The sequence below is a fragment of the Streptomyces sp. NBC_01363 genome (assembly GCF_026340595.1).
Taxonomy (GTDB): domain Bacteria; phylum Actinomycetota; class Actinomycetes; order Streptomycetales; family Streptomycetaceae; genus Streptomyces.
This window is the reverse complement of the sequence record NZ_JAPEPF010000001.1, coordinates 5,026,610-5,049,854: the sequence shown is the minus strand read 5'-3', so window position 1 is coordinate 5,049,854 and position 23,245 is coordinate 5,026,610. Positions and strand designations below refer to the sequence as shown.

Genomic DNA, 23,245 nt, shown 5'->3' with positions numbered 1-23,245 from the left:
ACTCCCCCGAACCCGGCCCGCGGTACTGGGGATAGGCTGCCGCCGTCATTCCTCTTCCTCCCTGGAGCCGGCCCATGAGCGCACCGCGGCGATCACCGGAAAGCACCGCCGCACCGGGGCCGTATGTGCTCGGCGTGGACTCGGGGGGTTCGGGGCTGCGGGTGGCGCTGGGCACCGTCGGCGGGTCCGCCCCGGTGGCGACGGCGGTCTGCGGCGGTCCGGTGCGCACCGGACCGGCCGGCATCGACGCGGGCCATCTGCTGGAACAACTGCTGCCCGCCGCCCGTACGCTGCTGGAGCAGTACGGCGGCGAGGACGGCTCGGGAATCGACGCCGTGGCGATCGGCGCCGCCGGAATGGCGACCCTCGGCGGGCAGCTGCGCGCGGAACTCCCGTCGGCCCTGGAGGGCGCGCTCGGGGTGCGGCGGCTGGCTCTGGCCGCCGACGCGGTGACCGCGTACGCGGGGGCGGTCGGTCAGCGCCCGGGGGCGGTCGTCGCGGCCGGCACGGGCATGATCGCGCTGGGTACGGATCTGACCAGCTGGCGCCGGGCCGACGGCTGGGGACATCTGCTGGGTGACAGCGGTGGCGGAGCCTGGATCGGCCGGGCCGGGCTCGATGCGGCCATGCGCGCCCATGACGGGCGGCGCGGCGGATCCGCCGCTCTGCTGTCCCGGCTGGAGGCGGTGTTCGGGCCGGCGCCGGAGCTGCCCGGCCTGCTCTATCCGCGTACCGACCGGCCCGCCGTACTGGCCTCGTTCGCACCCGAGGTCGCCACGTGCGCGGCGCACGATCCGGTCGCCGCGGGGATTCTGCGCGAGGCCGCGGTACATGTCGCGGAGGCGGCCGCCGCGGTGTGCCCGAAGGCGGGGGCCGACGGCGAGCCGTGCGAAGTGGCGCTGACGGGTGGCCTGTTCCGGATGGGCGATCCGCTGCTCGTGCCGCTGCGCGAGGAGCTGTCCCGACTGCTTCCGCACGCACGGACGGTCCCCGGTTCGGGTGATCCGTTGACCGGTGCACTGTCCATCGCCCAGGCGCTGGCGGCCGGGGATCTGCGGCTGCCCCGCCACCCGACGCTGCTCCGGGTGCCTGGTGAAGGGCCTGAGCAGGAGCCCGAGTAGCCGGCGACAGAGCGGGACAGTCGACCGGTAAGCCGCTCATCGGATAAAAGCGGACAGATAACGCCTGCCTGGGCCCTCCCCGAACAGAGCCGCACCCAAAACCAGTAGCATGCGGCGCCATGAGCACCCCCACTGGGCCCGCTTCCGGCCTGCCTGTACGAATGCCGCGACCTCGCCAGTCCGGACGGCACCGCCGCCCGGAGCCCGTGGTCGCACCCGAGGGCGCCGCCGCGCTCGTTCTCGCCCTTCCCGGTACCCCCTCCTCGGCCACGCGCAGCCTGGCCGAAGAGGTGATCAGCATCGCCCGTTCCGAGCTGCCCGGCCTCAACGCCCGGATCGGCTACCTCGACGGCGACGATACCGAGTACCCCACGCTCTCCGCCGTGCTCACCCACTGCGCCGCCGAGCGCGTCGCGCGCTTCGAGCAGGCACGGGCCGCGGGCCGTGAGGTCGCCGAGCCCGAGGGGCCGTCCGCCGTCGTCGTGCCGCTGCTCGCGGGGCCGGACAGTGCCCTGATCCGGCGGATACGACAGGCCGTGATGGACAGCGGTACGCAGGTCGAGCTGACCGATGTGCTCGGCCCGCACCCGCTGCTCGCCGAGGCGCTGCACGTACGGCTCTCCGAGGCCGGTCTGGCCCGCGCCGACCGGGCCAGGCTCTTCACGGTGGCCACGGCCGCCGACGGCATCGTGCTGGCCACGGTGGGGGGCGACGAGGCCGTGCAGGCCGCCGGGATCACCGGCATGCTGCTGGCCGCCCGGCTCGCGGTACCGGTGATGGCCGCGGCGCTCGACGTCGAGGGTTCCGTCGCGTCGATCGCCGAGCAGCTCACGAGCTCCGGCTCGGCGCAGCTCGCGTTGGCTCCGTACCTCGTCGGCCCGGAGGTGGCCGAGGGGCTGCTGGACGCCGCCGCGAAGGAGGCGGGCTGCTCGACGGCCGAGCCGCTCGGCGCGTACCCGGCGATCGGCAAGCTCGTGCTGTCGATGTACATGACGACGCTCGGGATCACACCGGTCGCGCCGCAGGGTGCCCAGGCGCACTGACCCGGTGCCGGGCCGGATGCGCCCGGCAGTCCGCCATCGCCGTACGGGCCCGGTTCTCCCGGCCCGTACGGCGATCGTGCTGTGCGCGGTGCGAGGTCAGGCGAAGATCACGCAGGACGCGGCAGGGGCGTCCAGCGAGCCCGCGCGACGCGGGATGCCGGTCGCCGGGTCGATGTCGAACCAGGTGACGTCGCCGGACCGCTCGTTGGCCGCGTACAGCCGGCGGCCGGTGGGGTCGAGTGCGAGATCGCGCGGCCAGTGCCCGCCGCAGTCCACGGTCGTGACCAGGGTCGCCTTCTCGCCGGTCGCGTCGAGGGCGAGAACCGAGATGCTGTCGTGCCCCCGGTTGGCGGTCCAGAGGAACCGTCCGTCGTGCGAGACGACGACCTCGGAGGGGTAGGTCGCCGCGTCACTGCCCTCCGCCCGTTCCGCGGGCAGGACGGACGTCTCCCCGACCGGTTCCAGGACGCCTGCGGCGGCATTCCACCTGCATGTGGTGACGGTCGGTTCGAGTTCGTTCAGGACGTAGGCGTGGCCGCCTGCGGGGTGGAACGCCAGATGGCGCGGGCCCGTACCAGGCCGCAGGGCCGTCTCGCCGTGCAGCTTCAGTGTTCCGGTCGTCGTGTCGAGCGCGCAGATCCGTACGGAGTCCGTCCCGAGGTCCACGCCGAGCACCCAGTTCCCCGAGGGGTCCGGCAGCACCTGGTGGGCGTGCGGGGCCCGCTGCCGTTCGGCATTCGGACCGCGGCCCTCGTGCCGGAGCACGGAGGCGACCGGGCCGAGGGAACCGTCCGCCCGCACGGGCAGGACGCTGACGCTGCCCGAGTCGTAGTTGGCGGTGAGCAGATGACCGCCCGCGAGTGCGAGATGGGTCGGGCCGCTGCCGTCCACCGGCCGGGTCCCGCCGACCGGCTGCGGCACGTCACCGGTGATGTCCAGGGCGGCCGCCGCACCGTGCTCGGTCTCGCTGACCGCGTAGAGCGCGCCGCCGCCCGGCCCCGGTCCATGGCCCAGGGCGAGATACGAGGGGTCGGGGACCGTGTCCGTGGCGCCGAGGACGGTCAGCGCCCCGGTCTCCTGGTCCACGGCGGCGACGGTGATTCCCCGTCCGCCCGCCGAGGTGAACGACCCGATGATTGCCCGCACCACGCCGTCGTCGCTGCCCACCGCACTGCCAGTCACCGCATTGCCCCTCTCCGCCGACTGACCACGACGGTCGGTACCGTCGTGATCTTCCGGGGCGACGGTAGCAGTCACCCGCCAGGTCCAGACCAGTGCCTCGGCTGCCGGGCCCGCCCGCGCGGGCGCCTCACGCAGTGATCAGCGGGGCGCGCGGATCACTGTGCAGTGGTGCGGCGAGTTCGGCCAGTGCCCGCTCCAGGCCGTGCGGATGGCGGGGCTGGTGTCGGCGGCAGCCCGTACTCTCGCCGCGCGCGACGGCTCAGGCACCGGCCGGAATTTGGCTGGACCTCCGCAGAGGAACGGCAAGTTCGAGCAGGGCCCGTTCCAACGCATGGAGGTGGGCGAGCACCGGCTCGACGCCCGCAGGCTCCGTAGCCGGCGCGTTGTCGAGTCGGAGGTCCCGCCCGAGGGTCGGCGCATCAGTGAGGGCCTCGACGGCAGCCTCCACACGCCAGCAGGCTGCGGCGAGCCGGACGTCGTGCGAGGCCTCCGGATCGGCAGCAACGGAGGCCAGGCCGCGCACCTCGCGTGCGCAGTCGTCGAGCAGCGCGAGCACCTGCCGCGCCCGTCGCTTGCGGGCCTTCATCGGGTTGAGCGGATGCTCCAGCGGCGCAAGCGACAAGCGCACCCGGCCGAGGATCGCCTCCAGTTCGACAACGCGCCGGGGTGGGTCGGCGTCCTCGCTCCCGGCGAGCCGGGCGGCGGCCTCCGCCGTGCACGTGCGCACGCACCGCAGCGCCCGCTCCACCCACGCCTCAGTCACCGCGTGCGTGGTGACCGGCAGCACGAACAGCACCGCAAGTACGGCACCGAGCGCCCCGACCGCCGTCTCAGCCACCCGCAGCATGAGCAGACCCGCGTCGAGCACGCCGAGCAGCCCGTACAGCATGCTGGCCATCACGGTCACGGCCAGCATCATCCAGGTATAGGAGACAGCGGCGGTATAGAAGATTCCGAACACGCCCATCGCCACCACCACGGCGGCCACGACCGGCTCATGGTGCAGCGGCACAGCCACGGCGAAGCCCAACCCGATCCCGAGCACCGTCCCCAAGAATCGCCTGAACCCGCGCACGACGGCCTCGCCTCGCGAGGTCGTGGCCACGAACACCCACCAGGTGGCGCCGACCGCCCAGTACCAACGCTGATCGGAGAGCAGCTGCCCCACCGCGAGCGCGAACCCCGCCCCCAGTGTCGCTTGCACGGCCTGCCGCGTCGTGATTCGACCGAGCCCCGCTGCCCCGGCAGGAAGGGCGACTGCCACGGGTACCGCGAGCCGCCGCTCATAGCACCACACCCCGAACCGCACCACCGACGACGCGATGAGCGACAGCAGCACGGCCGCGTACAGCTCGGGCAACTGGCCGGGCACGGTGTGCAAGAACTGGGCAGAGAAATAGGCCATAAAGCCGAACACGCCCAGCGAGTGCCCGCGAGGTCCCCACCGCCGCGCGTACACCCCCGCACCCACGACGGCGAGGAACGCCAGGTCGCGCGCGACGGGCACATCGTGCAGCACGGCGGCGAGCGTGAGCACCGGGAGACCGACGACGGGGAGAAACGCGGTCGTGATCGCCTGTCCACGCACCGTCGGGTCGGTCACCGTGAACAGTGCGAGCAGCGCGGCCAGGCCACCAGTGATGGCCGCCGTCAGTGAGTGCCCGGCCGCCCCGCACAACGCCACGGCGAGCCCAATGCCGAGCACAGCCCGGGACGCGAACCGCAGCCGCATCTGCCCCGGATCGTGTGCGACGAACGCCCTCTTCAGCAAGTTGCCCTGCCCCTTTCGCACATAGACCAGCGCAGACATGAGAAAGGCGCCACAGAGATCCCTGGGGGACCCGCAGCGCCATTGATAGCACTATCTCAACACCTGGGGGGCTAGTGGTTCAAATGAAGCCCACTCCCCTGGGCCAATGGTCCAGAATATCTTCACCTTGCCCGGCCGCATCAGAGCCAACGGACCAACCTCACGCGACATCGGCGCGCGAACGGCAGCCACCGCCCCAGAACCTCCACCTCATCACTGCAGCTTCTGCTGCCGAACCCAGGCCGTCACCTCGGAAACCTTGAACTGGATCTTGGCGTTGCGGCCGCGCCCAAACTTGTACGGAACGAGCCCGAGGCCGGGGCGTCGCGGTACACCCAGGAGATCGACATGTTCAGGTACTCCGCCGTCTGCTTGGCGTCCATAAATTCCGCAGGCATAGCCACCCGATCCGTCATCGCGTCCACGGTGCCCACAGCTTCTCTGCCGCCGGCACTCCAGCTGTAGATCGTGATCTTGATGGCTTACGGCTGGGTTCCCTGGGCTCGTGCGGGGGCTGTCCCGGGGCAGTCCGAACAGACACCATGCATGGGTGAGCATCGTCATCACGTACTTCATCGCCCCTGACGACACCTCGGCGGCAAACATCGTGGGTAGCGGGCCGGACGGAGTCCTCGGCTCATTGAGCTGCGGTAACTTCGATGCCTCCGAGGCGGTGATCGAGTGGGAGAGCCTGCTCGCCGGACAGAGCTTCGAGGCGCTCGTCGCATCCGACGAGCCGCATACGATTGCTGACCCGGGAGACGAGGGCGGCCCGCTTGTGTTCGTCATCTCGGCTGCGCTTCAAGGGGCGCCGGCCGGTGCTTCGGCGGATCGCCTTGCCGGGGTCGGCGAGTTGTGGATCCAGGAACGGGCCGCTGAGGGCGAGGCGTTCGACCCGGAGACGGCGGACATCGGCGTCCGGGGCCGACCAGAGCCGACAGCGCAAGGGGCATGACCTGCGGAATACGCGGTCTGACAGAATGGGCTCCGAAAACTCAGGCGACGCGCGTCAGGAAACCGGTGTGAATCCGGTACGGTCCCGCCACTGTGACCGGGCTGCAGCAGCCCGGAAGCCAGATACTGACCGCGCCGCCTTCTCGTACGACCAGGGGACGAGGACATCCCCCGGAAAGGCTCGGCCATGCCCCCGATACGCCGTGTACCCCTCGCGCTCATCCCGCTGCTTCTGCTGCCGCTCACCGGCTGCGGCACCGGCGGCGAGGGCGAGGCAGAGGCCGCACCGGCCGCCGACGGTTTCCCCTACACCGTCACCAACTGCGGTACGAAGACGACCTTCGACGCCCCGCCGAAGCGGGCCGTCACCATGAACCAGCACGCCACCGAGATCATGCTGGCCCTCGGACTCCAGGACCGGCTGGCCGGGACCGCCTACCTGGACGACAGCATCCTGCCGGAGTACCGGTCCGCGTATGCCAAGACCAAGGTGCTCGCGAAGGAGTACCCCTCCAAGGAAGTGCTGCTCGGCGCCAACCCCGACTTCGTCTACGGCGGGTACAGCAGCGCCTTCGACAAGGCCAAGGGCGAGGACCGGGCGGGGCTCCAGAAGGACGGCATCAACACCCGGCTGAACATCGAGAACTGCACCAAGGGCAAAGTCGGTATCGATCAGCTCGCCACCGAGATCACCCAAGTCGCCAGGGTCTTCGGCGTACCGGAGCGCGGCGAGAAGCTGATCGCCGAGGAACGACAGAAGATCACGACGGTCGAGGCGGAGCTCAAGGGCTCCGCACATCCCTCGGTGTTCGTGTACGACTCCGGCGACAGCTCCGCGTTCACGGCGGGCGGTAAGGGCATCGGCAACGAGATCGTCCGGCTCGCCGGGGGCCGGAACGTCTTCGCGGACCTCGACGCCACCTTCGGCGACGTGTCCTGGGAGCAGGTCATCAAGCGCAAGCCCGAGGTGGTCGTGATCTACGACTACGGAGGCACAACGGTGGCGGCCAAGAAGAAGCGGCTGCTGAACGATCCGGCACTCGCGGACGTGCCGGCGATCAAGAACGTGAAGTTCGCGGTGCTCCCGCTGTCCTCGGCCGTGCTCGGTGTCCGGGTCGCCGACGCCGTACAGGACCTGGCCGGGCAGTTGCATCCCGGCACTCCGTGAGCGCGGAGTCCGCCCGCTCCGGCCCGAAGTCCGTCCTCCGCTCGACCTCCGTCGTGATCGGCGTCCTCACGGTGCTGCTGCTCGCGGCGGTGGTGGCCGGTCTGGCGCTCGGCCCGGTAAGGATTCCACCGGGCGAGGTATTGAGTACGGTCCTGGGCGGTGAACGCACCGGTGCGTACCCGACGATCATGTGGGAGGTACGGCTGCCCAGGGTGCTGCTCGGGGCCGTCGTCGGCGCCGGGCTGGCCCTGTCGGGCGCGGTGCTCCAGGCGTTGGTGCGCAACCCGTTGGCCGATCCGTTTCTGCTGGGTGCCTCGTCCGGGGCGTCGGCGGGCGCCGCCGTGGTCGTCGTGCTGGGGGTCGGAGCCGGGGTGGCCACCGACGTGGCGCTGCCCGTCGCAGCGTTCGCCGGGTCCATGGCCGCGCTGGTCGCCGTCTACGCGATGGCCCGGCGCGGCGGCACCATGACAACGGGCCGGCTGATTCTGGCCGGGGTGGCGATCCAGTACGTGCTGTCCGCGTTCACCAGCCTGATCCTGGTGTTGTCCTCCCGGGCCGAGCATGTGCGGGCGATCCTGTTCTGGACCCTGGGCGGCCTGGGCGGCGCCCGCTGGGACCAACTGGCGCTGCCCGCCGTGGTATTGGGCGTCGGGGCCGTCCTCCTGATCAGCCTGGCCCGTCCGCTGGATCTGCTGCTGACCGGGGAGGAAGGGGCCCGCAGCCTCGGCCTGGACCCCGGACGCTTCCGGGGCGGGGTCTTCGTGCTGGTGTCACTGATCATCGGCGTGCTGGTCGCCTACAGCGGGGCGATCGGCTTCGTCGGCCTGATGGTTCCGCACGCCGCCCGGCTGATCGTCGGCGCGTCCCACCGCAGACTGCTGCCGGTGACGGCGCTCGGCGGGGCCGTCTTCCTGCTGCTGGCCGATCTGCTGGCGCGGACCGTGGCTGCCCCCGAAGAGATTCCCGCCGGGGTGATCACCGCCCTGGTGGGCGGCCCGTTCTTCCTCTGGCTGCTGCGCCGCTCCAGCCGTACCGAAGGGATCACCGGATGAGCCCCGCACCGTCCCCGACGGCACTCGCCGCCGACGGGATCAGCTACGAGGTGGCCGGCCGTACCCTGCTCGACGCGGTCACGCTGGACGCCGCCCCCGGCGAGACGGTCGGCCTGGTCGGGCCGAACGGCAGCGGCAAGACCACCTTCCTGCGCTGTGTGTACGGCGCCCTGCGCCCCGCAGCGGGTCGGGTCCTGCTGGACGGAGCGGACGCCGCTGCCCTCAGCACGAAGGAACGGGCGCGCCGCGTCGCCGTCGTTCCGCAGGACAGCCCCGGCACCTTCGGCCTGACCGTACGCCAGGTGGTGGCGATGGGGCGAAGCCCACACAAACGGTTCTGGGAGCAGGACGACGCCGACGACGTCCACCGCATCGACCAGTCGCTCCAGCGCGTCGGCGCGGCGCCCCTGGCCGACCGGCGGTTCGAGGAACTGTCCGGCGGGGAACGGCAACGGGCCCTGATCGCCCGCGCACTGGTCCAGGAACCGGGGCTGCTGGCGCTCGACGAACCCACCAACCATCTGGACATCCGCTACCAGCTGGAGATCCTCAGCCTGGTGAGGACGCTCGGCACCACCAATCTGCTGGTGCTGCACGACCTCAACCTGGCCGCTTCCTACTGCGACCGGCTGTTCGTCCTGAGCGCCGGACGACTGGTGGCGTCCGGCTCCCCGCACGCGGTACTGACGGAAGAACTGCTGGCCGAGGTCTACGGGATACGATCCCGGATCGGCGTCCACCCGGTCACCGGCTCCCCCAACGTCGTCTACCTCCCGCTGTCGTGAGTGACGACGACTCCCCCGTCTGGACGCCCTTGCCGCACGGGCCACGCTGGCAGGTCACTGAAGGCGAACCGCCCGCGAGCGAAGCAGGGCAGTGGCTGGCAGCCGACCGACTGGCCGATCCGGCGGGCGAGGAGCTGTCCACGCTGCTGGAGCGCGAGCGCACAGGCAGCGGCCACCGCACCGGCCATGCGACCGCGCTGACCCTGATGGCGGTATACGCGGGCTGGGTCACTGCCGCCGCCGTGCTCCATTGGGCGCTGTACGACGAGATCCCGGACATGCGGTCCGGCAATGTCCTGGTGCTCCCCGCCACGCACGGGATCGACGGAGTCCGGGTGCGCAGAGCCCGGCTGTTGGTGCCCCGGGCCGGGGAGGACTCCGTACGGCTGCTGCACCGCACCGTACTCGACGGACATCTGCTACCGGTCGCCGATGCGCTGCACCGCCGCACCCGCGCCGGGGTCAGGCAGTTGCTCGGCGGCATCGCCCATGGCTGCGCCACGGCGCTGTGCGCGTACGGCGCCGAGGTGGACCTGCTGGCCGCCCGCTGGCGGCAGTTCGCGGACACCGCCCCCGGCGGACTCGCGGCGCTGGGCGAGGTCGCAAGGGTCCGGCGAGCGCCGGACGGCCCGGAGCGGCTGGTCTATCTGCGCAACACCTGCTGTCTGTACTACACGAGCGCGGAGGCGGTGCGCTGTGCGAGCTGTTGTCTGACAGGCCGCGAAGAGCGGCTACGGGCGTACACGAGGCCGAAGTAGCACCGGTGGCTCCGAGGTCCAGGCGCCGGTTCCAGCGAATACGGCGCGCAGTCCCGGCGGACGACCTCGACATTGGGCCGTTGGGTGAACCAGGCAGCCAGGACGAGACCGACCGCCGCGAGGGTCGAACGCAGCCGCCCGGCACAACCGGCCAGTCGTCCGGAGCGACCCGGTGGACGGCCACCGCGCGCGGTCCGGCAAGGTCCGGGCGCGGTGGGTGACCCGGACCAGCTGACGCTGGCCGCCATCAAGGCCATGCCCAGAACCGACGTCTTCTTCGTGCTCGGCAAGGGCCGGGAGAAGGACCCCCTCACACAGCTGCGGCGGGACATGCTCGCCGAGCACGTGCCCGGCCCGTACCGCGTCGTCGAAGCCGAGGATCCGTGGCGTGACCGCTCCCAGGACGAATCCTCGCGATACGCCGAAGCGGTACACGACTGGCGGCGTCGGCGTGCCGACGTCTGCGAGCAACTGATCCGTGACGAACTGGCGCCGGGCGAGCGTGGAGCCTTCCTGGTGTGGGGCGACCCGTCCTTGTACGACAGCACTCTCGCCATCCTGGAAGACATCAAGGCCCGCGGTGAGGTGACGTTCGAGCACGAGGTGATCCCCGGGATCAGCAGCGTCTCCGCTCTGGCCGCGCGTCACCGCATCAACCTCAGCCGGGTCGGCCGGCCCATCCACATCGCTCCCGGGCGACGGCTCCCCGAGGGCCTCCAGAAGGACGACGGCGATGTCGTCGTCATGCTCGACGCCCACGAGTCGTTCCAGCACTTCGCAGGCGGCGGCATATGGATCTATTGGGGTGCCTACCTCGGAACTCCGGACGAAATCCTGATCGCCGGACCGCTCGACGGCGAAGGGCCGAATGCGTCGGCACACATGCGCGAGGAGTCCGGTGTCCTGGGTACGTCGCCCGCGGCACCGGCCTACCGGCCTTCGCGGGAACGAGGTGTCGGCACAGTACGGCCACCGGCTAACCGACGAGCCTTTTCCACTCGCCGTTGTGCTTCACCGAGAAGGGATTCCACGGCGGACCGCGTCTCGACATCCCGCGCGGATTCACTGTCGCCCGTCCGGAAGTGTTGTTCAGCGAGCGCTGCGCCGAGGGACTCGGTCAGATCGATCAGGTCCAGCAGTGCGTCCCGGGTGGTCCTCACCCGTGCAACGTGTGCGCCCAGTTGACGCCTGGAGGCGATCAAGCCCTCGTACTCCTGCTCAGTGAGCGCGATCCTGGAATCTCCGTCGACCCTCACGATCTTCGGTTCGTGTCTGGCGGTCATCGTTCCCCCGGTGTTCTCGCTGAAGGACCCTGGACGTCACACGAGCTGAGGACCCAGCACATCACGCTGACGCGACAGTCGCGGTACCGGTCTCCCTGACAACCTCGCAGACCGTGACGTGCGGGTACCTCACCATGAAACGTGGGTGAGGGCCCTACGGCGGGGCCCTCACCCGTGGGAATCAGGCTCCCCAGCGCAGGGCGATGGTGTCGCCCACGTTGATCACCTTCTCTCGGGGGACGCCGGCGAAGGCGGAGCCGTCGACGCTGGCCTTCCAGGTGTTGGAGCCGCTGTTGGCCTTGCCGTTGACCGCGGTGATGGTGCCGGTGCCCGACGAGGGGGTCACGCTCGTGACGCAGCCCGCCGGAGAGGCTCCGCTCGTCGCGGCGGCCAGTACGTCACCGAGGGTCGTGGTCGTCCCGGTCGGGGTGAAGGACACCGAGCACACCTTGAGGTTGCCGGTGCCGTCGTCGACGGTCAGCGCGAGCTTGGTGGAGGTGCCCGCGGTGAAGGTGGGCTGGGCGACCCACTGCGGGGCGCCCGGAGTGACCGGGACCGGCGGGGCAGCCGTGAAGCCGCCGCCGACGACCGCGCGAAGCGCGTCGATCGAGGAGTAGGGAGAGGGCGCGGTGTCGGACGGCTTGTACTTGAAGCCGCCTGCCGGGTTGAACTGGTTCGCGATCAGGAAGTCGATCGGCGTCTTGCCGTTGACGGTGACGAAGTCGCCGGTCTGGGGGTTGATTCCGCAGGCGTTCAGGCCCGCCACGCCCCAGCCGTTGGAACTGGTGTTGACCCCGTAGAGGGAGTTGAACGCCCCGGTGGTGGCGACCAGTTTGCCCTTGAGGAAGTTCTTAGCCTGGACGACATCCGCGGCGGTGTTGGGAACGCCCGAGACACAGAGGGCGGCCATCGCGGCGCCGGTCATGTCGACGTCGCTCGCGGAGTTGAGAGCGGTGGAGTCGCCTTCGGCCTTGCTGTAGGTCCAGCCGCCGTCGACGTGCTGGTTGGCCCGGATACGAGTGACCATCGAGTCGGTCAGCGACTGCGGGATGCGGGCGCCGCCGACCTGGGTCTTGGCGCCGCCGAGGGCGAGAGCCGCGAAGACGGTGCCGTTGAAGTTTCCGGACGGGCCGAAGTAGCCGGGCTCGGCGGTCTGCCAGTACGAGTAGATGTCGGCGACGAGGTTGCGGGAGGCGGAGACGCGGGCCGGGTCGATGCCGGCGGCGTACGCGTTCAGCGCGCCCCGCTCGTAATCGGTGACCACGGGGGCGGCGGAGGGCCAGCCGGACGTGGACAACAGGTTGCGGTAGACGGTGCGGGCGTTCTTCGTGGTGTCGCCGCCCGGAGCGACATCGACGACGGCTGTGCCGGAGGCCGCGAAGACGCTGAACGCCCACTCGTTGGACAAGCCGGAGCCGGCGTACGAACCGTCCGCCGCCTGCAGCGACTTGAGATAGGCGACGCCGTTGGTCTTGGACGTGGCTATCTGCGCGGGACTGGAGGTCGCGAGGGCTGGCAGTGCGGTGAGGGCGAGAGCGCCGAACGCTGCGGGCACCGCGAGTGCGAGGCGGCGGGAAGCACGAAGACGGGGCATGGCCTGCTCCTGGAATCGGCGGACGCCGGCCTCCAGTGCATGCCGGGCTTTCTCCGCGCAAGGGCACGGCCGGGCATGGTCGGGAGCCGCCGTCCGGAACGCGTGGTACGGCTTCATGTACTGCTGCGCCGTATGGGCATTCGGGCTCGGAAACGGCCCCCGCCGTCCCACACCGCTGCGCGTCAGCTCCGGCTTCGCACCGGATTCCCCCATCTGGCAGCCCAGGACGCTACCCGAGTGGTCAAGGGTCCGCCAGCCATTCGGACGGGGACGGACCCCGGGTGTCCGGGATTCGTCCGGTGGGGCACACACCATCTTGACGGCCCGACCGGATCCGTGTTGCACTCCGGCTGATAAGCACTCAGCACCAGGGGAAGCCGGTCGAATTCCGGCGCTGACCCGCAACCGTAGGCCCGGTTCGTCCCGGGTGAGCCGGAATGCCTGGAGCAGGGACAGAGACACGAGGAACGCCGTCGCGGACTACGGCGTGGTCGTCGCAGCCTCCCCATGGCACAGCAGCCGGGCGGGGCGCATCGCCACGTACGCAGCCGCCCGGCAGAGACGAGGGGCCGCGTGGGGACCGAACAGCAGTCGAAACGGCAAACTAGCAGGAGACAGCGGCTGCTGTCCCTCTTGACCGCTTCCCTTCTGATGCTCGGTGCGGGAGTGGCGTTCTCCACTGCCTCGCCGGCGAGCGCCGACCCCGTCGAGCAGTGCACCGCCACGACCGGCGCCATCGTCGCAGTGGACTTCGGCCCCTTCGGCGGCCCGGTGGTACGCGGCTGCGACACCACCCCCACGACCGGCTACGAGTTGCTGCACGAGGGCGGGTTCAGCACCACCGGCACCGTCCACGACGGCGACGGATTCATCTGCCGGATAGGCAACGGCTCCTTCAACACCGGTACGGAGTACCCCACTCCGGACAAGGAGGACTGCGTCCTCACCCCGCAGGCCACCGCGTACTGGTCGTACTGGATCGCCTCGCCCGGGCAGAAGAACTGGACCTACAGCCCCCTCGGCGCCATGTCCCGCACCCCCAAGGACGGCGACGTGGACGCCTGGGTGTTCGGCGGCACCGACGTCGGCGGCACCACCGGCAAGCCCACCTTCTCTCCCGACGACGTACGGGCCAAGGGCGGAGTTCCCACCACGGACCCGACCGGTCCCACGGACCCGCCGACCGTGCCTCCCGGCTCGGTCGACGTGGCCGCCGCCACCCGCTGGCTCACCGGGAACCTGACGGACGAGGAGCGTGTCGTCGACGAGGGCGCCACCACTGCGAACCACCTTCTCACCACCGAGGTCGTCTACGCCCTGGCCGCCGCCGACCCCAAGAGCCCGGCGGCGCGGAAAGCCGCCGCGTTCCTCGCCGCACCCGCGCAGACGGACGCGTACGCGTACCCGGCCGGCAAGGACGGGATTCCCGACGCCTCGGCCGCCGCACGTCTGGCGCTCGTGGCCGAGGCCACCGGCAAGGACCCGCGCGACTTCGGCGGGCACGATCTTCTCGGGGACCTCGTCACGTACGTCTGCCCGAGAGACATCGGCGACGGCGAGACGATCCCCGGTTGCCTCACCAAGGGCGACTTCCGCACCACCGGGCAGGCCGACGCCCAGGCCATGGCCGTCATCGCCCTGCTGAACGGCGATGTGACGCCCCCGGCCGACACCGTGACCCGGCTGACCGGACTCCAGTGCGAGGACGGCGGCTTCACCGGCATCCTCATCCGGGCCGGCGAGTGGTGCGACAGCGACGCGAGCTCCACCGGACTGATCGCCCTGGCCCTCAAGCGGGCCGGCGGCCACGACGCGGTGGTCGACAAGGCGCGGGCCTACCTCAAGAAGTCCCAGCTCCCGACCGGTGCCTGGCCCTCCGCCTCGTACCTGACGACCGGCAGCGCGGGCCCCACCGGCTGGGCGGCGCAGGCCCTGCGTGCCCTGGGCGACACTGCCCGAGCCGACGCGGGTGTCTCCTGGCTCTCCAGGCAGCAGCTCCCCGGGGGCGGCTTCGGCTTCGAGGAGGGTGAGACCGAGCCCCGGTTGTTCGCCACCGCCCCGGTTGTCATCGCGGGTGCCAAGAGCGACCTGGTCGCGCTGACCACCAAGAAGGTCGACCCGCCGACCACGGAGCCGACGACCAACCCTCCGGCTGGTGACGGGCCCGACCTGAAGAAGGGCACGGCCTACCTCACCGATCACAAACGACTCATACAGGGCCACTACTACGAGAACGCCGAGGGATCCGGGTTCGCCGATTTCGGCATGACCATCGACGGCGCCTACGCGCTCGCCGCAACCGGCCACGACAATGCCGCTCTGCGCAACATCGTCGACTTCCTCGACAAGGGCGGCAAGGACGGCAAGGGCCGCGGTATCCACGACTGGACACTGATCGGCACCAAGTACGCGGGCGGCGGCTTCATCGGCAAGGCGGCCGTCCTGGCCGAGGTCGTGGGCCGCGACCCCAGAGACTTCAGCGGGCAGGACCTGATCGGCGCGCTGGCCAAGGCGATCTGCCCGGCGAAGACGCCGACGCCGCGCCCCTGCGCGGCCAAGGGCAACTACACCTATGCCACGTCCGTCTTCTCCCAGTCCCTCGGCGTCATGGCCCAGGTCCGCGCGGGCGAGACGGCCGCCGCGGCCGAACCGATCGCCTATCTCAAGAGCCTTCAGGAGCCCTCGGGTGCTTGGCCGAGCCTGATCGGCGAGAAGAGCGACGCCGAGGTCGACTCCACCGCGATGGCCGCCATGACCCTGGACCTGCTGCCCGACGCCGCCTCACAGGCGGCCGTGGACAAGGCCCTCGCATGGCTGGCCACCCAGCAGCTGGCGGACGGCGGCTTCCCCGGCGCCTCCGGCAACTCCGTGAACTCCGCCGCTCTGGCCGTACAGGGCCTGTCGCTGGACGCCACGAAGTACGCGGGCGGCATCGCCAAGGCCCGCAAGTTCCTGGCCTCTCAGCAGAACGCCGACGGCGGGTTCAATGTCGTCAAGGGCGGCCAGCCCGGATCCGACGTCCGCGCCTCGACCCAGGCCGTCGGCGGCGCCACCGGCATCTCCTTCGGCACCCTTGAGCGCAGCCTCGACGGGACCACTCCGGAGCCCGCGCCCAGCGGCTCGGGCCGGCCATCCGGCTCTCCTTCGGCGCCCGACATCGTGACCCCGGGCGAGGAGACGGGCGGAGCCGGTGCGGACGGCAACTCGGGCTCGGGCGGCGGCCTCGCCTCCACCGGGGCACAGATCGGCGGCCTCGCCGCAGCAGCCGTGGTGCTGGTCCTCGGTGGCTGGGGCGCGACCCGCGCCGCCCGGCGCCGCCGCGAGACCACCGGGAGCGAGGCATGAGGAGCAGTCGTGTCCTGCGCGCCCTGGCCCGTACCGCAGCCGCCCTGGGGCTGACGGTGGCGGCGTTCACCGCCACCGCGGCCCCCGCCGGGGCCGCCCCTCAGCCGATGGGTCAGTGCACCACCTCCTCGGGTGCCGTGCTCGCCGTGGACTTCAGCCATTGGGGCGGGCCCGTCTACCGCTCCTGCGGGACCACTCCCACCACCGGGTACGAGCTCCTCAACCAGGGCGGCTGGCGGACCACCGGAACCGGCCACGACGGCCCCGCATTCATCTGCCGCATCGGATACAGCGGACACCAGGGCGGCAAGCAGTACCCGACACCGCAGCAGGACGACTGCGTCCTGACGCCGCCGGCCTCCGCCTACTGGTCGTACTGGCACGCCGATCCGGGACGGAGCACCTGGGAGTACAGCCAGCTCGGCGCCATGCTCTACAAGCCGAAGCCCGGCAGCGTGGACCTGTGGATCTTCGGCGGGACGAACATCGAGGGCACCCAGGGCCGGCCCACCGTCACCCCCGATCAACTGCGCGCCAAGAACACGAAGCCCACCGGCGGCGGCAAGCCCGTCCCCGAGGACACCCACACCGCGGCACCCCTTCCGCCGAACGTCAACACCGGCCCCGCGCCGGAGAACCCGCCTCCGGCGGACCCGACGCCTCCCGCGACGACGCCACCACCGAGCCCCTCCGGGAGCGTCTCGCCGACCCCCTCCGCATCGCCGTCGTCCAGCGCGCCCGCTTCCGGGCCCAGAGTCGTCGACGCGGCGCCCGCGGCCGAAGCGAAGTACGACGTGGGCTCGTACCTGCCCGCCGTGGCGACCGGTGTGCTCGTCCTGCTCATCGGCGGCGCCGCCTGGTACGCGGCGAAGCGCCGCCGCACGGAGTAGCCGGGTGCCCCACACCAGCACGGACGCGGCGAGGCCGCCCGCGTCCGGCCTCGCGCCGGACCCGGGCGGCCGCCGTCTGCCCCGCACCCTGCACCCCGTCGCCTGGTGGATCTGGGCCCTGGCCCTCGCCACCGCCGTCAGCCGCACGAACAATCCACTGCTGCTGCTCCTGGTCCTCGCGGTCCTCGGATACGTCATCACCATGCGGCGGACGGAAGCACCCTGGGCCAGAGGCTTCAAGTACTACCTCTACCTGGCCCTGACGGTCGTGGCGATCCGCGTGGTCTTCCGTGCCGTCTTCGCCACCGGCATCACGCCCCACGACCACTTCCTCTTCTCGCTCCCCCACATCCCGACCCCCGACTGGTACGCGGGCATCCAACTCGGCGGCCCGGTGTCCCTGGAGGCGTTGCTGTCGGCCGCGACCGACGGGTTGCGCCTTGCCTGCATGCTCTGCTGCATCGGTGCCGCCAATACCCTCGCCAACCCCAAGCGTGCCCTCCGCGTGCTGCCGGGCGCCCTGTACGAGCTGGGCGTCGCCGTCACCGTCTCCATCAGCGTGGCGCCCCAACTGGTGCAGAGCGTCCAGCGCGTGCACCGGGCCCGGCGGCTGCGGGCCGGACGCTCCAAGGGCCTGCGGGCCCTGCGCGGCATCGTCGTCCCCGTCCTCGAAGACGCCCTGGAACGCTCCCTCCGGCTTGCCGCCGCCATGGACTCCCGCGGCTACGGACGCGCCGGGACCGCCACTCGCCGCTCCCGCCGTGCGACCGGCGCTCTCATGCTGCTCGGCATGTGCGGCCTGTGCGCCGGCGCCTACGGGCTCCTCGACGCCACCGCACCGGCCGTGCTCGGCTTTCCCGCACTCGCGGCCGGCGGGCTGCTGTGCGTGGCCGGACTGCGCCTCGGCGGGCGCAGGGTCACGCGCACGACCTACCGGCCCGACCCCTGGCGGGCCGCCGAGTGGGCCGTCGCGGGCTGCGGGGTCCTGTCCGCCGTGCTCCTCTTCACCAACGCCGGCTTCGACGCGGCCGAGTTGAATCCCTCCATCTACCCGCTCAGCTGGCCGCCCCTGCCACTCGTCCCGGCCGCCGCGATCCTCCTCGCGGGAGCCGCCGGATTCCTGGCACCACCACCGAGCACTCCCATCCGTCCGGCCGTCCCCGCGCAGCGCACCGAGGAACCCAAGTGATCACCTTCGACCAGGTCACCGTCCAGTACGAGGACACGGCCGAGCCCGTCCTGCGGGACGTGAACCTCACCGTGGAGGAAGGCGAACTCTGCCTCGTCGTGGGCCACACCGGCGTCGGCAAGTCCACCCTGCTGGGCGCCGTCAACGGCCTCGTCCCCCACTTCACCGGAGGCACCCTCTTCGGGCGCGTCACCGTGGACGGCCGCGACACCGCGGACCATCCGCCCCGCGAACTCGCCGACGTCGTGGGCGTCGTCGGCCAGGACCCCCTCGACGGCTTCGTCACCGACACCGTCGAGGAGGAACTCGCCTATGCCATGGAGCAGTTGGCCGTACCCCCGGCAACCATGCGCAAGCGCGTGGAGGAGACCCTCGACCTGCTCGGCCTCGCCGATCTGCGCCATCGCGCCCTGCACGAACTCTCCGGAGGCCAGCAGCAGCGCGTCGCCATCGGCTCCGTCCTCACCGCCCACCCGCGGGTTTTGGTCCTGGACGAACCCACCTCCGCGCTCGACCCGACCGCAGCGGAAGAGGTCCTGGCCGCCGTCACCCGGCTCGTCCACGACCTCGGCGTCACCGTCCTCCTCGCCGAACACCGCCTGGAGCGCGTCGTCCAGTACGCCGACCGCGTGATCCACCTCCCCGGCGACGGCCACGTCGTCTCAGGCCCGCCCGCCGAGATCTTCCGTACGTCGTCCATCGCACCGCCCATCGTCGAACTCGGCCGCACCGTCGGCTGGTCCCCGCTTCCCCTCTCCATCCGCGACGCCCGCCGTGCCGCCGCACCGCTGCGCACCCGGCTGGCCCACGTCGCTCCCCCAGCGGTGCGGCCCGCTCCCGACGGGGGCCGCGCCAAGCTGCTCACCGCGCGCGGGATCACCGTGACGTACCAGGGCATTCCGGCCGTCCGTGAGGTCGACGTCGACCTGCGCGGCGGGGAGATCACCGCCCTCATGGGCCGCAACGGCTCCGGCAAGTCCTCCCTGCTCTGGGCTCTCCAGGGCTCCGGGCCTCGCAGGGCCGGCTCGGTGGCCGTGGGTGAGCCCGGCGGCCCGAAGGCCCAGGACCCACAGAAGGTCTCGGCGGCAGCGGCCCGGCGGCTCGTCGGTCTGGTCCCGCAGACTCCCACCGACCTGATCTACCTGGAAAGCGTCAAGCAGGAGCTCGACCAGGCCGATTCCGAGTCCGGGGTCGCGGCGGACGGGACACCGGCCCGCGCCATCCTGGACCGGCTGGCACCCGGCATCCCCGACACCACCCACCCACGCGACCTGTCCGAGGGCCAGAAGCTGGCCCTCGTCCTGGCGATCCAGCTCGCCGCAGCCCCGCGAGTGCTGCTGCTGGACGAGCCCACGCGCGGTCTCGACTACCGGGCCAAGGGCGAGCTGATCGGCATCGTGGACGGGCTGGCGGCCGAGGGGCGGGCCGTCGTGATCTCCACGCACGACGTGGAGTTCGTCGCCCGGGCGGCCGACCGCGTCGTGGTCATGGCCGAGGGTGACGTCGTGGCCGACGGCCCCACCGGCGAGGTCATCGTCGCGTCCCCCGTCTTCGCTCCGCAGACCGCGAAGATCCTTGCCCCACTGCCCTTCCTCACCGTGGACCAGCTGGCTGCCGCACTCCCCGCCGACGGAACGGACCCCGACTCGTGAGCACGAACACCGCGGCCATTCGCATCCGTGCCCGGGCCGGCGTCGTCATCGCCATGGCTGCTTTTCTGGGCGCCGTCGCGTTCTTCTGGCCCTTCCTCGTAGCACCTGGCACGTTCGGCTCGAACTACGCCCCGCCCCTGATTTTCGGCGTGCTGCTGGTGATCGTGCTCTGCGTGGTGATCTCCGAGATCGCCGAGGGCGGCATCAACTCCAAGGCGCTCGCCATGCTGGGCGTGTTGTCCGCCGTCAACGCGGCCATCCGTCCTCTCGGCGCGGGCACGGCCGGCATCGAGACGGTGTTCTTCATCCTCGTCCTCGCGGGCCGGGTGTACGGCCCCGGTTTCGGCTTCACCCTCGGGTGCACCTCCCTCTTCGCCTCCGCACTGATCACCGGTGGCGTGGGCCCGTGGATGCCCTACCAGATGTTCGGCTGCGCCTTCGTCGGCATGCTCGCCGGATTCCTCCCCAGGGCGGCCGGTCGCAAAGAAGTCCTCATGCTTGCCGTCTACGGCTCGCTCTCCGGCTACTTGTTCGGCTTTCTCCTGAACCTCTCCTTCTGGCCCTTCTCCCTGGACCCGAACAGCTCGATCGCCTACCTGCCGGGGCTCCCGTTCACCGAGCAGTTCCAGCGCTACATCGCCTTCGACCTGGCCACCTCCCTCGGCTGGGACACCGGCCGCGCCGTCACCAACCTCATCTGCATCACCCTGGCCGGCCCCGCCGTCCTCACCGTCTTCCGCCGCGCCGCCCGCAAGGCCCGCTTCCAGGCACCGATCCGCTTCGCGCGTCGCGATGCGGACCCGGGCGCCGCGACCGGCTGAACCCCGGCCGACTGCACCCTGCCGCCGGTCGCACATCGCACCAGACCGCACCCACGATCGAGAGGAACCTCATGCACCAGAACCTGATCCGCCGTGCCGCCGTGACCACCGCGATTCTCGGCATCACCCTCGCCACAGCGCCCTCGGCCGCGCAGGCCGACAACTCCACCGTGCGATTCACCAACGCACCGGTGAGAGTCACCGTCACGGTCCAGAGCCCCGACGGCCTGCTCTTCCAGAAGAAGGTCACGACCTGGGGTCACGACGTCACCACGGCCGCGGGCGGCACCCACAAGTGCGACGGCACCAACGGCGGCGCCAACACGTCGAAGGTCCCGACTCCGACGGCCGCCCTGGACCACGCGGCGAAGTGGAACAACTTCTCCTGGGACGGAGCCTGGTACGCGTCGTTCGACGACTACTCGGTCGACACCATCAAGGGCGTGAACGGCGGCGGCTCCGCCTACTGGAGCATTTCCGTGAACGGCACCCCGACGCCGGTCGGCGGCTGCCAGTTCGAGATAGAGAACGGCGACCAGGTCGCGTTCACGTGGACCTCGTTCTGACGCTCTCCTGTCCGAGGCCCCGCCTCACCGGATGACCGACAACAGCGGCGCGGACCTCGTCGGACCGACCGCCAGCCCGGGTCGTAGCCTTGCGGCACCGTGTAGGGGACATGGCGTTGGCTCCATGTCCCCCCACGTGTCCGCACGTACCTGCTGACGAGGCGTGACGGCTCCGCGAGTGTGTCGTCGGCGAGGTGGTCGGCAGGCAGGCCGCCGCCCTGAGCGAGTCCGGCAGAGCCGCCGCCGTGGCCGTGCAGGAGCACCCAGTCAGCCCGTCATTCGCTGCACAGAACGGTGACGGTCCGGTCAGGCTGTCCCTGAGAGCGACACAGCCGGACCCCTTCCAGGCATTCGCCGACAGCATCGCGGTTGGCCAAATGCTGCAGGGACAGATCACCAAACTGGTCCCGTTCGGTGTCTTCGTCCAGGTCGCCGACGGCATCGAGGGGCTGGTCCATCTTCAAGAGCTCACCTCGACGCCCGCGGCAACTCCACAGGACGTCGTTGAGGCCGGCGACGAGGTGACGGTCCTCGTCATGGACGTCGACCGAGAGCGGCGCAGGCTGACATCACAACATCCTTGCGGCTCATGGCTCAGCCCGGGCCGACATCACTGAGCCATTGACACAGTGACTGCCGGGTCTGCTGCGCCATGAGTAAGCCACCGGACCGGCGGCGCACCGAACCACGTCCGGTGCGCCGCACCACCCCGCGGCGGCTCTCTACTCCTCGCCCGGCAGGGGCACCCGCGCCTGCTCGACGGGGGTCAGAAGGTGTGTCAGATGGCGGGCCGAGGCGTCCCAGGACCAGGACTCCCGGACCCACTCACGGCCCGCGGCGCCCATCGCGGCCCGGTCGGGGTCGAGGAGTATCCCGGTCAGTGCCTCGGCGACGGCCGCAGGGTCGGTGCCGTCCACGACCCGGCCGGTCCTGCCGTCGAGGACGGTGTCCGGAGCACCGCCCGAATCGCCGACGACCACCGGCAGACCGCTCGCCGCCGCCTCCAGGAACACGATCCCGAGCCCCTCCGCCTCCAGACCCGCGCGCCGGGTGCGGCAAGGCATCGCGAAGACGTCCGCCGCGGCGTAGTAGGGCGGCGTATCGGTGTGCGAGACGCCGCCCGCGAAGTGCACGGCCCCCTCGGCGTGCCGCGCCGCCAGTTTGCGCAGCCGGGCCTCGTCGGGCCCTTGGCCGACCACCACCAGCACGGCGTCGGGCACCCTGCTCCGGATCAGCGGCAGGGCCCGGATGAGGGTGTCCTGGCCCTTGCGGGGGACGAGCCTGGCCACGCACAGGATGACGCGCTTGCCGTGCAGCGCGAGTTCGGAAAGCGGGTCGGGCCCGGCGCCGGCCCGGGGCCGGTACACCTCGGCGTCGACCCCGGGAACCAGTCGGCTCATGCGCGCACGCGGGCCGAGCGCGGGCTCGATCCGGGCGCGCGTGTACTGGCCCAGGTAGGTGACCACGTCGACGCCGCCGCCTATCCGGCGCATGAGCCCGCGCGCGCCGGGTGTTCTCGCCCACCAGATCTCGTGGCCGTGGGTGGTCGCCACGATGCGCCGTACGCCGCTGCGCCGCAGGGCCGGCGCCATCAGGGCCAGCGGGGCGGCGGCGCCGAACCAGACCCGGTCGCAGCCGTGGGCCCCGGCGATCTCGACGGCCCTGCGGGTCACCCGGCCGGTCGGCAGCAGCATGCGGCTCGGATCCCGTACGACGGGGAACGGCAGGCTCGCGTCGTAGGCGGCGTCACCGGGCTCGTGCGAGGTGTAGACGACCACGTCGTCGTCCGGGACGCGGGTGGCCATCGCGTGCACGAAGGTCTCGATGCCGCCCTGGCGCGGCGGGAAGTCATTGGTGATGACAAGGGTGGAGCCCATGGACTTTTCGGTTCCTTCGGTTGGTCGGCATCGGTCGGACCGCGAGGAGGAGGCAGCTTGCTGCCCGGTCTCGGGACACGGCGGCTCGCCGGGCGGGCCTCGGCCCGATCGGTCGGTGTCGGTTCGGTTCTGTGCGCGCCGGAGCCGTACCGCTC

General features: G+C 71.2%; 18 protein-coding genes, 1 pseudogene and 3 riboswitches. Of the genes and pseudogenes, 15 read left to right on the top strand and 4 right to left on the bottom strand.

Annotated elements, in window-relative coordinates; translation table 11 throughout:
- Positions 1 to 74 precede the first annotated feature (74 nt).
- Positions 75 to 1,121 carry an N-acetylglucosamine kinase gene (locus OG611_RS22870; RefSeq protein ID WP_266423183.1) on the top strand — a complete coding sequence of 349 codons (1,047 nt, stop codon included), beginning with the start codon at positions 75 to 77 and terminating at the stop codon, positions 1,119 to 1,121.
- A 119-nt stretch (positions 1,122 to 1,240) separates the two neighbouring features.
- Positions 1,241 to 2,164, top strand: a complete 924-nt coding sequence (locus OG611_RS22865; protein ID WP_266423181.1) for a sirohydrochlorin chelatase — start codon at positions 1,241 to 1,243, stop codon at positions 2,162 to 2,164.
- A 96-nt stretch (positions 2,165 to 2,260) separates the two neighbouring features.
- Here the strand turns inward: OG611_RS22865 and OG611_RS22860 are convergent, their stop codons facing one another.
- On the bottom strand, positions 2,261 to 3,331 hold the full coding sequence (locus OG611_RS22860; RefSeq protein WP_266426126.1) for a lactonase family protein: 1,071 nt from the start codon (positions 3,329 to 3,331) through the stop codon (positions 2,261 to 2,263).
- Between the two features lie 274 nt (positions 3,332 to 3,605).
- Positions 3,606 to 5,117 carry an FUSC family protein gene (locus tag OG611_RS22855; protein WP_266426123.1) on the bottom strand — a complete coding sequence of 504 codons (1,512 nt, stop codon included), beginning with the start codon at positions 5,115 to 5,117 and terminating at the stop codon, positions 3,606 to 3,608.
- A gap of 589 nt (positions 5,118 to 5,706) precedes the next feature.
- Here OG611_RS22855 and OG611_RS22850 point away from each other — a divergent pair.
- From OG611_RS22850 to cobF, 6 genes and pseudogenes are all read left to right on the top strand, one after another.
- Positions 5,707 to 6,111 (top strand): hypothetical protein, encoded by a 405-nt coding sequence (locus tag OG611_RS22850; RefSeq protein WP_266423178.1) that lies wholly within the window; start codon positions 5,707 to 5,709, stop codon positions 6,109 to 6,111.
- A riboswitch (cobalamin riboswitch) is annotated at positions 6,108 to 6,260 on the top strand. It overlaps the preceding gene by 4 nt.
- 37 nt (positions 6,261 to 6,297) lie before the next feature.
- Positions 6,298 to 7,278, top strand: coding sequence for an ABC transporter substrate-binding protein (locus tag OG611_RS22845; protein ID WP_266423175.1), 981 nt, complete (start codon positions 6,298 to 6,300; stop codon positions 7,276 to 7,278).
- Positions 7,275 to 8,330 (top strand): iron ABC transporter permease, encoded by a 1,056-nt coding sequence (locus OG611_RS22840; protein WP_266423172.1) that lies wholly within the window; start codon positions 7,275 to 7,277, stop codon positions 8,328 to 8,330. Before OG611_RS22845 ends, OG611_RS22840 begins: the two co-directional genes overlap by 4 nt.
- Positions 8,327 to 9,115: an ABC transporter ATP-binding protein gene (locus tag OG611_RS22835; protein WP_266423170.1), complete on the top strand. Its 789-nt coding sequence runs from the start codon at positions 8,327 to 8,329 to the stop codon at positions 9,113 to 9,115. Before OG611_RS22840 ends, OG611_RS22835 begins: the two co-directional genes overlap by 4 nt.
- Entirely contained in the window at positions 9,112 to 9,873 is a 762-nt protein-coding gene (locus tag OG611_RS22830) for a (2Fe-2S)-binding protein (protein ID WP_266423168.1), read from the top strand. Before OG611_RS22835 ends, OG611_RS22830 begins: the two co-directional genes overlap by 4 nt.
- A 213-nt stretch (positions 9,874 to 10,086) precedes the next feature.
- Positions 10,087 to 10,728 (top strand): annotated as a pseudogene (gene cobF, locus OG611_RS22825) (precorrin-6A synthase (deacetylating)); the annotation flags it as partial.
- 609 nt (positions 10,729 to 11,337) lie between these two features.
- On the opposite strand, the gene OG611_RS22820 reads toward cobF, so the two are convergent.
- Positions 11,338 to 12,750 (bottom strand): hypothetical protein, encoded by a 1,413-nt coding sequence (locus tag OG611_RS22820; protein ID WP_266423165.1) that lies wholly within the window; start codon positions 12,748 to 12,750, stop codon positions 11,338 to 11,340.
- 113 nt (positions 12,751 to 12,863) lie between these two features.
- Positions 12,864 to 13,002, bottom strand: a riboswitch (cobalamin riboswitch).
- Positions 13,003 to 13,075: 73 nt separating this feature from the next.
- Positions 13,076 to 13,214: riboswitch (cobalamin riboswitch) on the top strand.
- Between the two features lie 109 nt (positions 13,215 to 13,323).
- Here OG611_RS22820 and OG611_RS22815 point away from each other — a divergent pair.
- The 7 genes from OG611_RS22815 (at position 13,324) to OG611_RS22785 (ending at position 21,830) form a co-directional block, all read left to right on the top strand.
- The gene (locus OG611_RS22815) at positions 13,324 to 16,095 is read left to right on the top strand and encodes a prenyltransferase/squalene oxidase repeat-containing protein (protein ID WP_266423162.1); all 2,772 of its coding nucleotides are present in this window, start codon (positions 13,324 to 13,326) and stop codon (positions 16,093 to 16,095) included.
- On the top strand, positions 16,092 to 16,985 hold the full coding sequence (locus tag OG611_RS22810) for a hypothetical protein (protein WP_266423160.1): 894 nt from the start codon (positions 16,092 to 16,094) through the stop codon (positions 16,983 to 16,985). Before OG611_RS22815 ends, OG611_RS22810 begins: the two co-directional genes overlap by 4 nt.
- A gap of 4 nt (positions 16,986 to 16,989) precedes the next feature.
- Positions 16,990 to 18,174, top strand: a complete 1,185-nt coding sequence (locus OG611_RS22805; RefSeq protein ID WP_266423158.1) for an energy-coupling factor transporter transmembrane component T — start codon at positions 16,990 to 16,992, stop codon at positions 18,172 to 18,174.
- The gene (locus OG611_RS22800; protein ID WP_266423156.1) at positions 18,171 to 19,826 is read left to right on the top strand and encodes an ABC transporter ATP-binding protein; all 1,656 of its coding nucleotides are present in this window, start codon (positions 18,171 to 18,173) and stop codon (positions 19,824 to 19,826) included. The genes OG611_RS22805 and OG611_RS22800 overlap by 4 nt, the downstream gene beginning before the upstream one ends.
- Positions 19,823 to 20,647, top strand: coding sequence for an ECF transporter S component (locus tag OG611_RS22795; RefSeq protein WP_266423154.1), 825 nt, complete (start codon positions 19,823 to 19,825; stop codon positions 20,645 to 20,647). Before OG611_RS22800 ends, OG611_RS22795 begins: the two co-directional genes overlap by 4 nt.
- 71 nt (positions 20,648 to 20,718) lie before the next feature.
- A complete protein-coding gene (locus OG611_RS22790; protein ID WP_266423152.1) occupies positions 20,719 to 21,213 on the top strand; it encodes a DUF4430 domain-containing protein in 495 nt (164 codons plus the stop codon).
- 194 nt (positions 21,214 to 21,407) lie between these two features.
- Positions 21,408 to 21,830, top strand: a complete 423-nt coding sequence (locus OG611_RS22785; protein ID WP_266423149.1) for a S1 RNA-binding domain-containing protein — start codon at positions 21,408 to 21,410, stop codon at positions 21,828 to 21,830.
- 105 nt (positions 21,831 to 21,935) lie between these two features.
- Here OG611_RS22785 and OG611_RS22780 read toward each other — a convergent pair whose 3' ends face one another.
- Positions 21,936 to 23,090 (bottom strand): glycosyltransferase family 4 protein, encoded by a 1,155-nt coding sequence (locus tag OG611_RS22780; RefSeq protein ID WP_266423146.1) that lies wholly within the window; start codon positions 23,088 to 23,090, stop codon positions 21,936 to 21,938.
- Between the last annotated feature and the right edge of the window lie 155 nt (positions 23,091 to 23,245).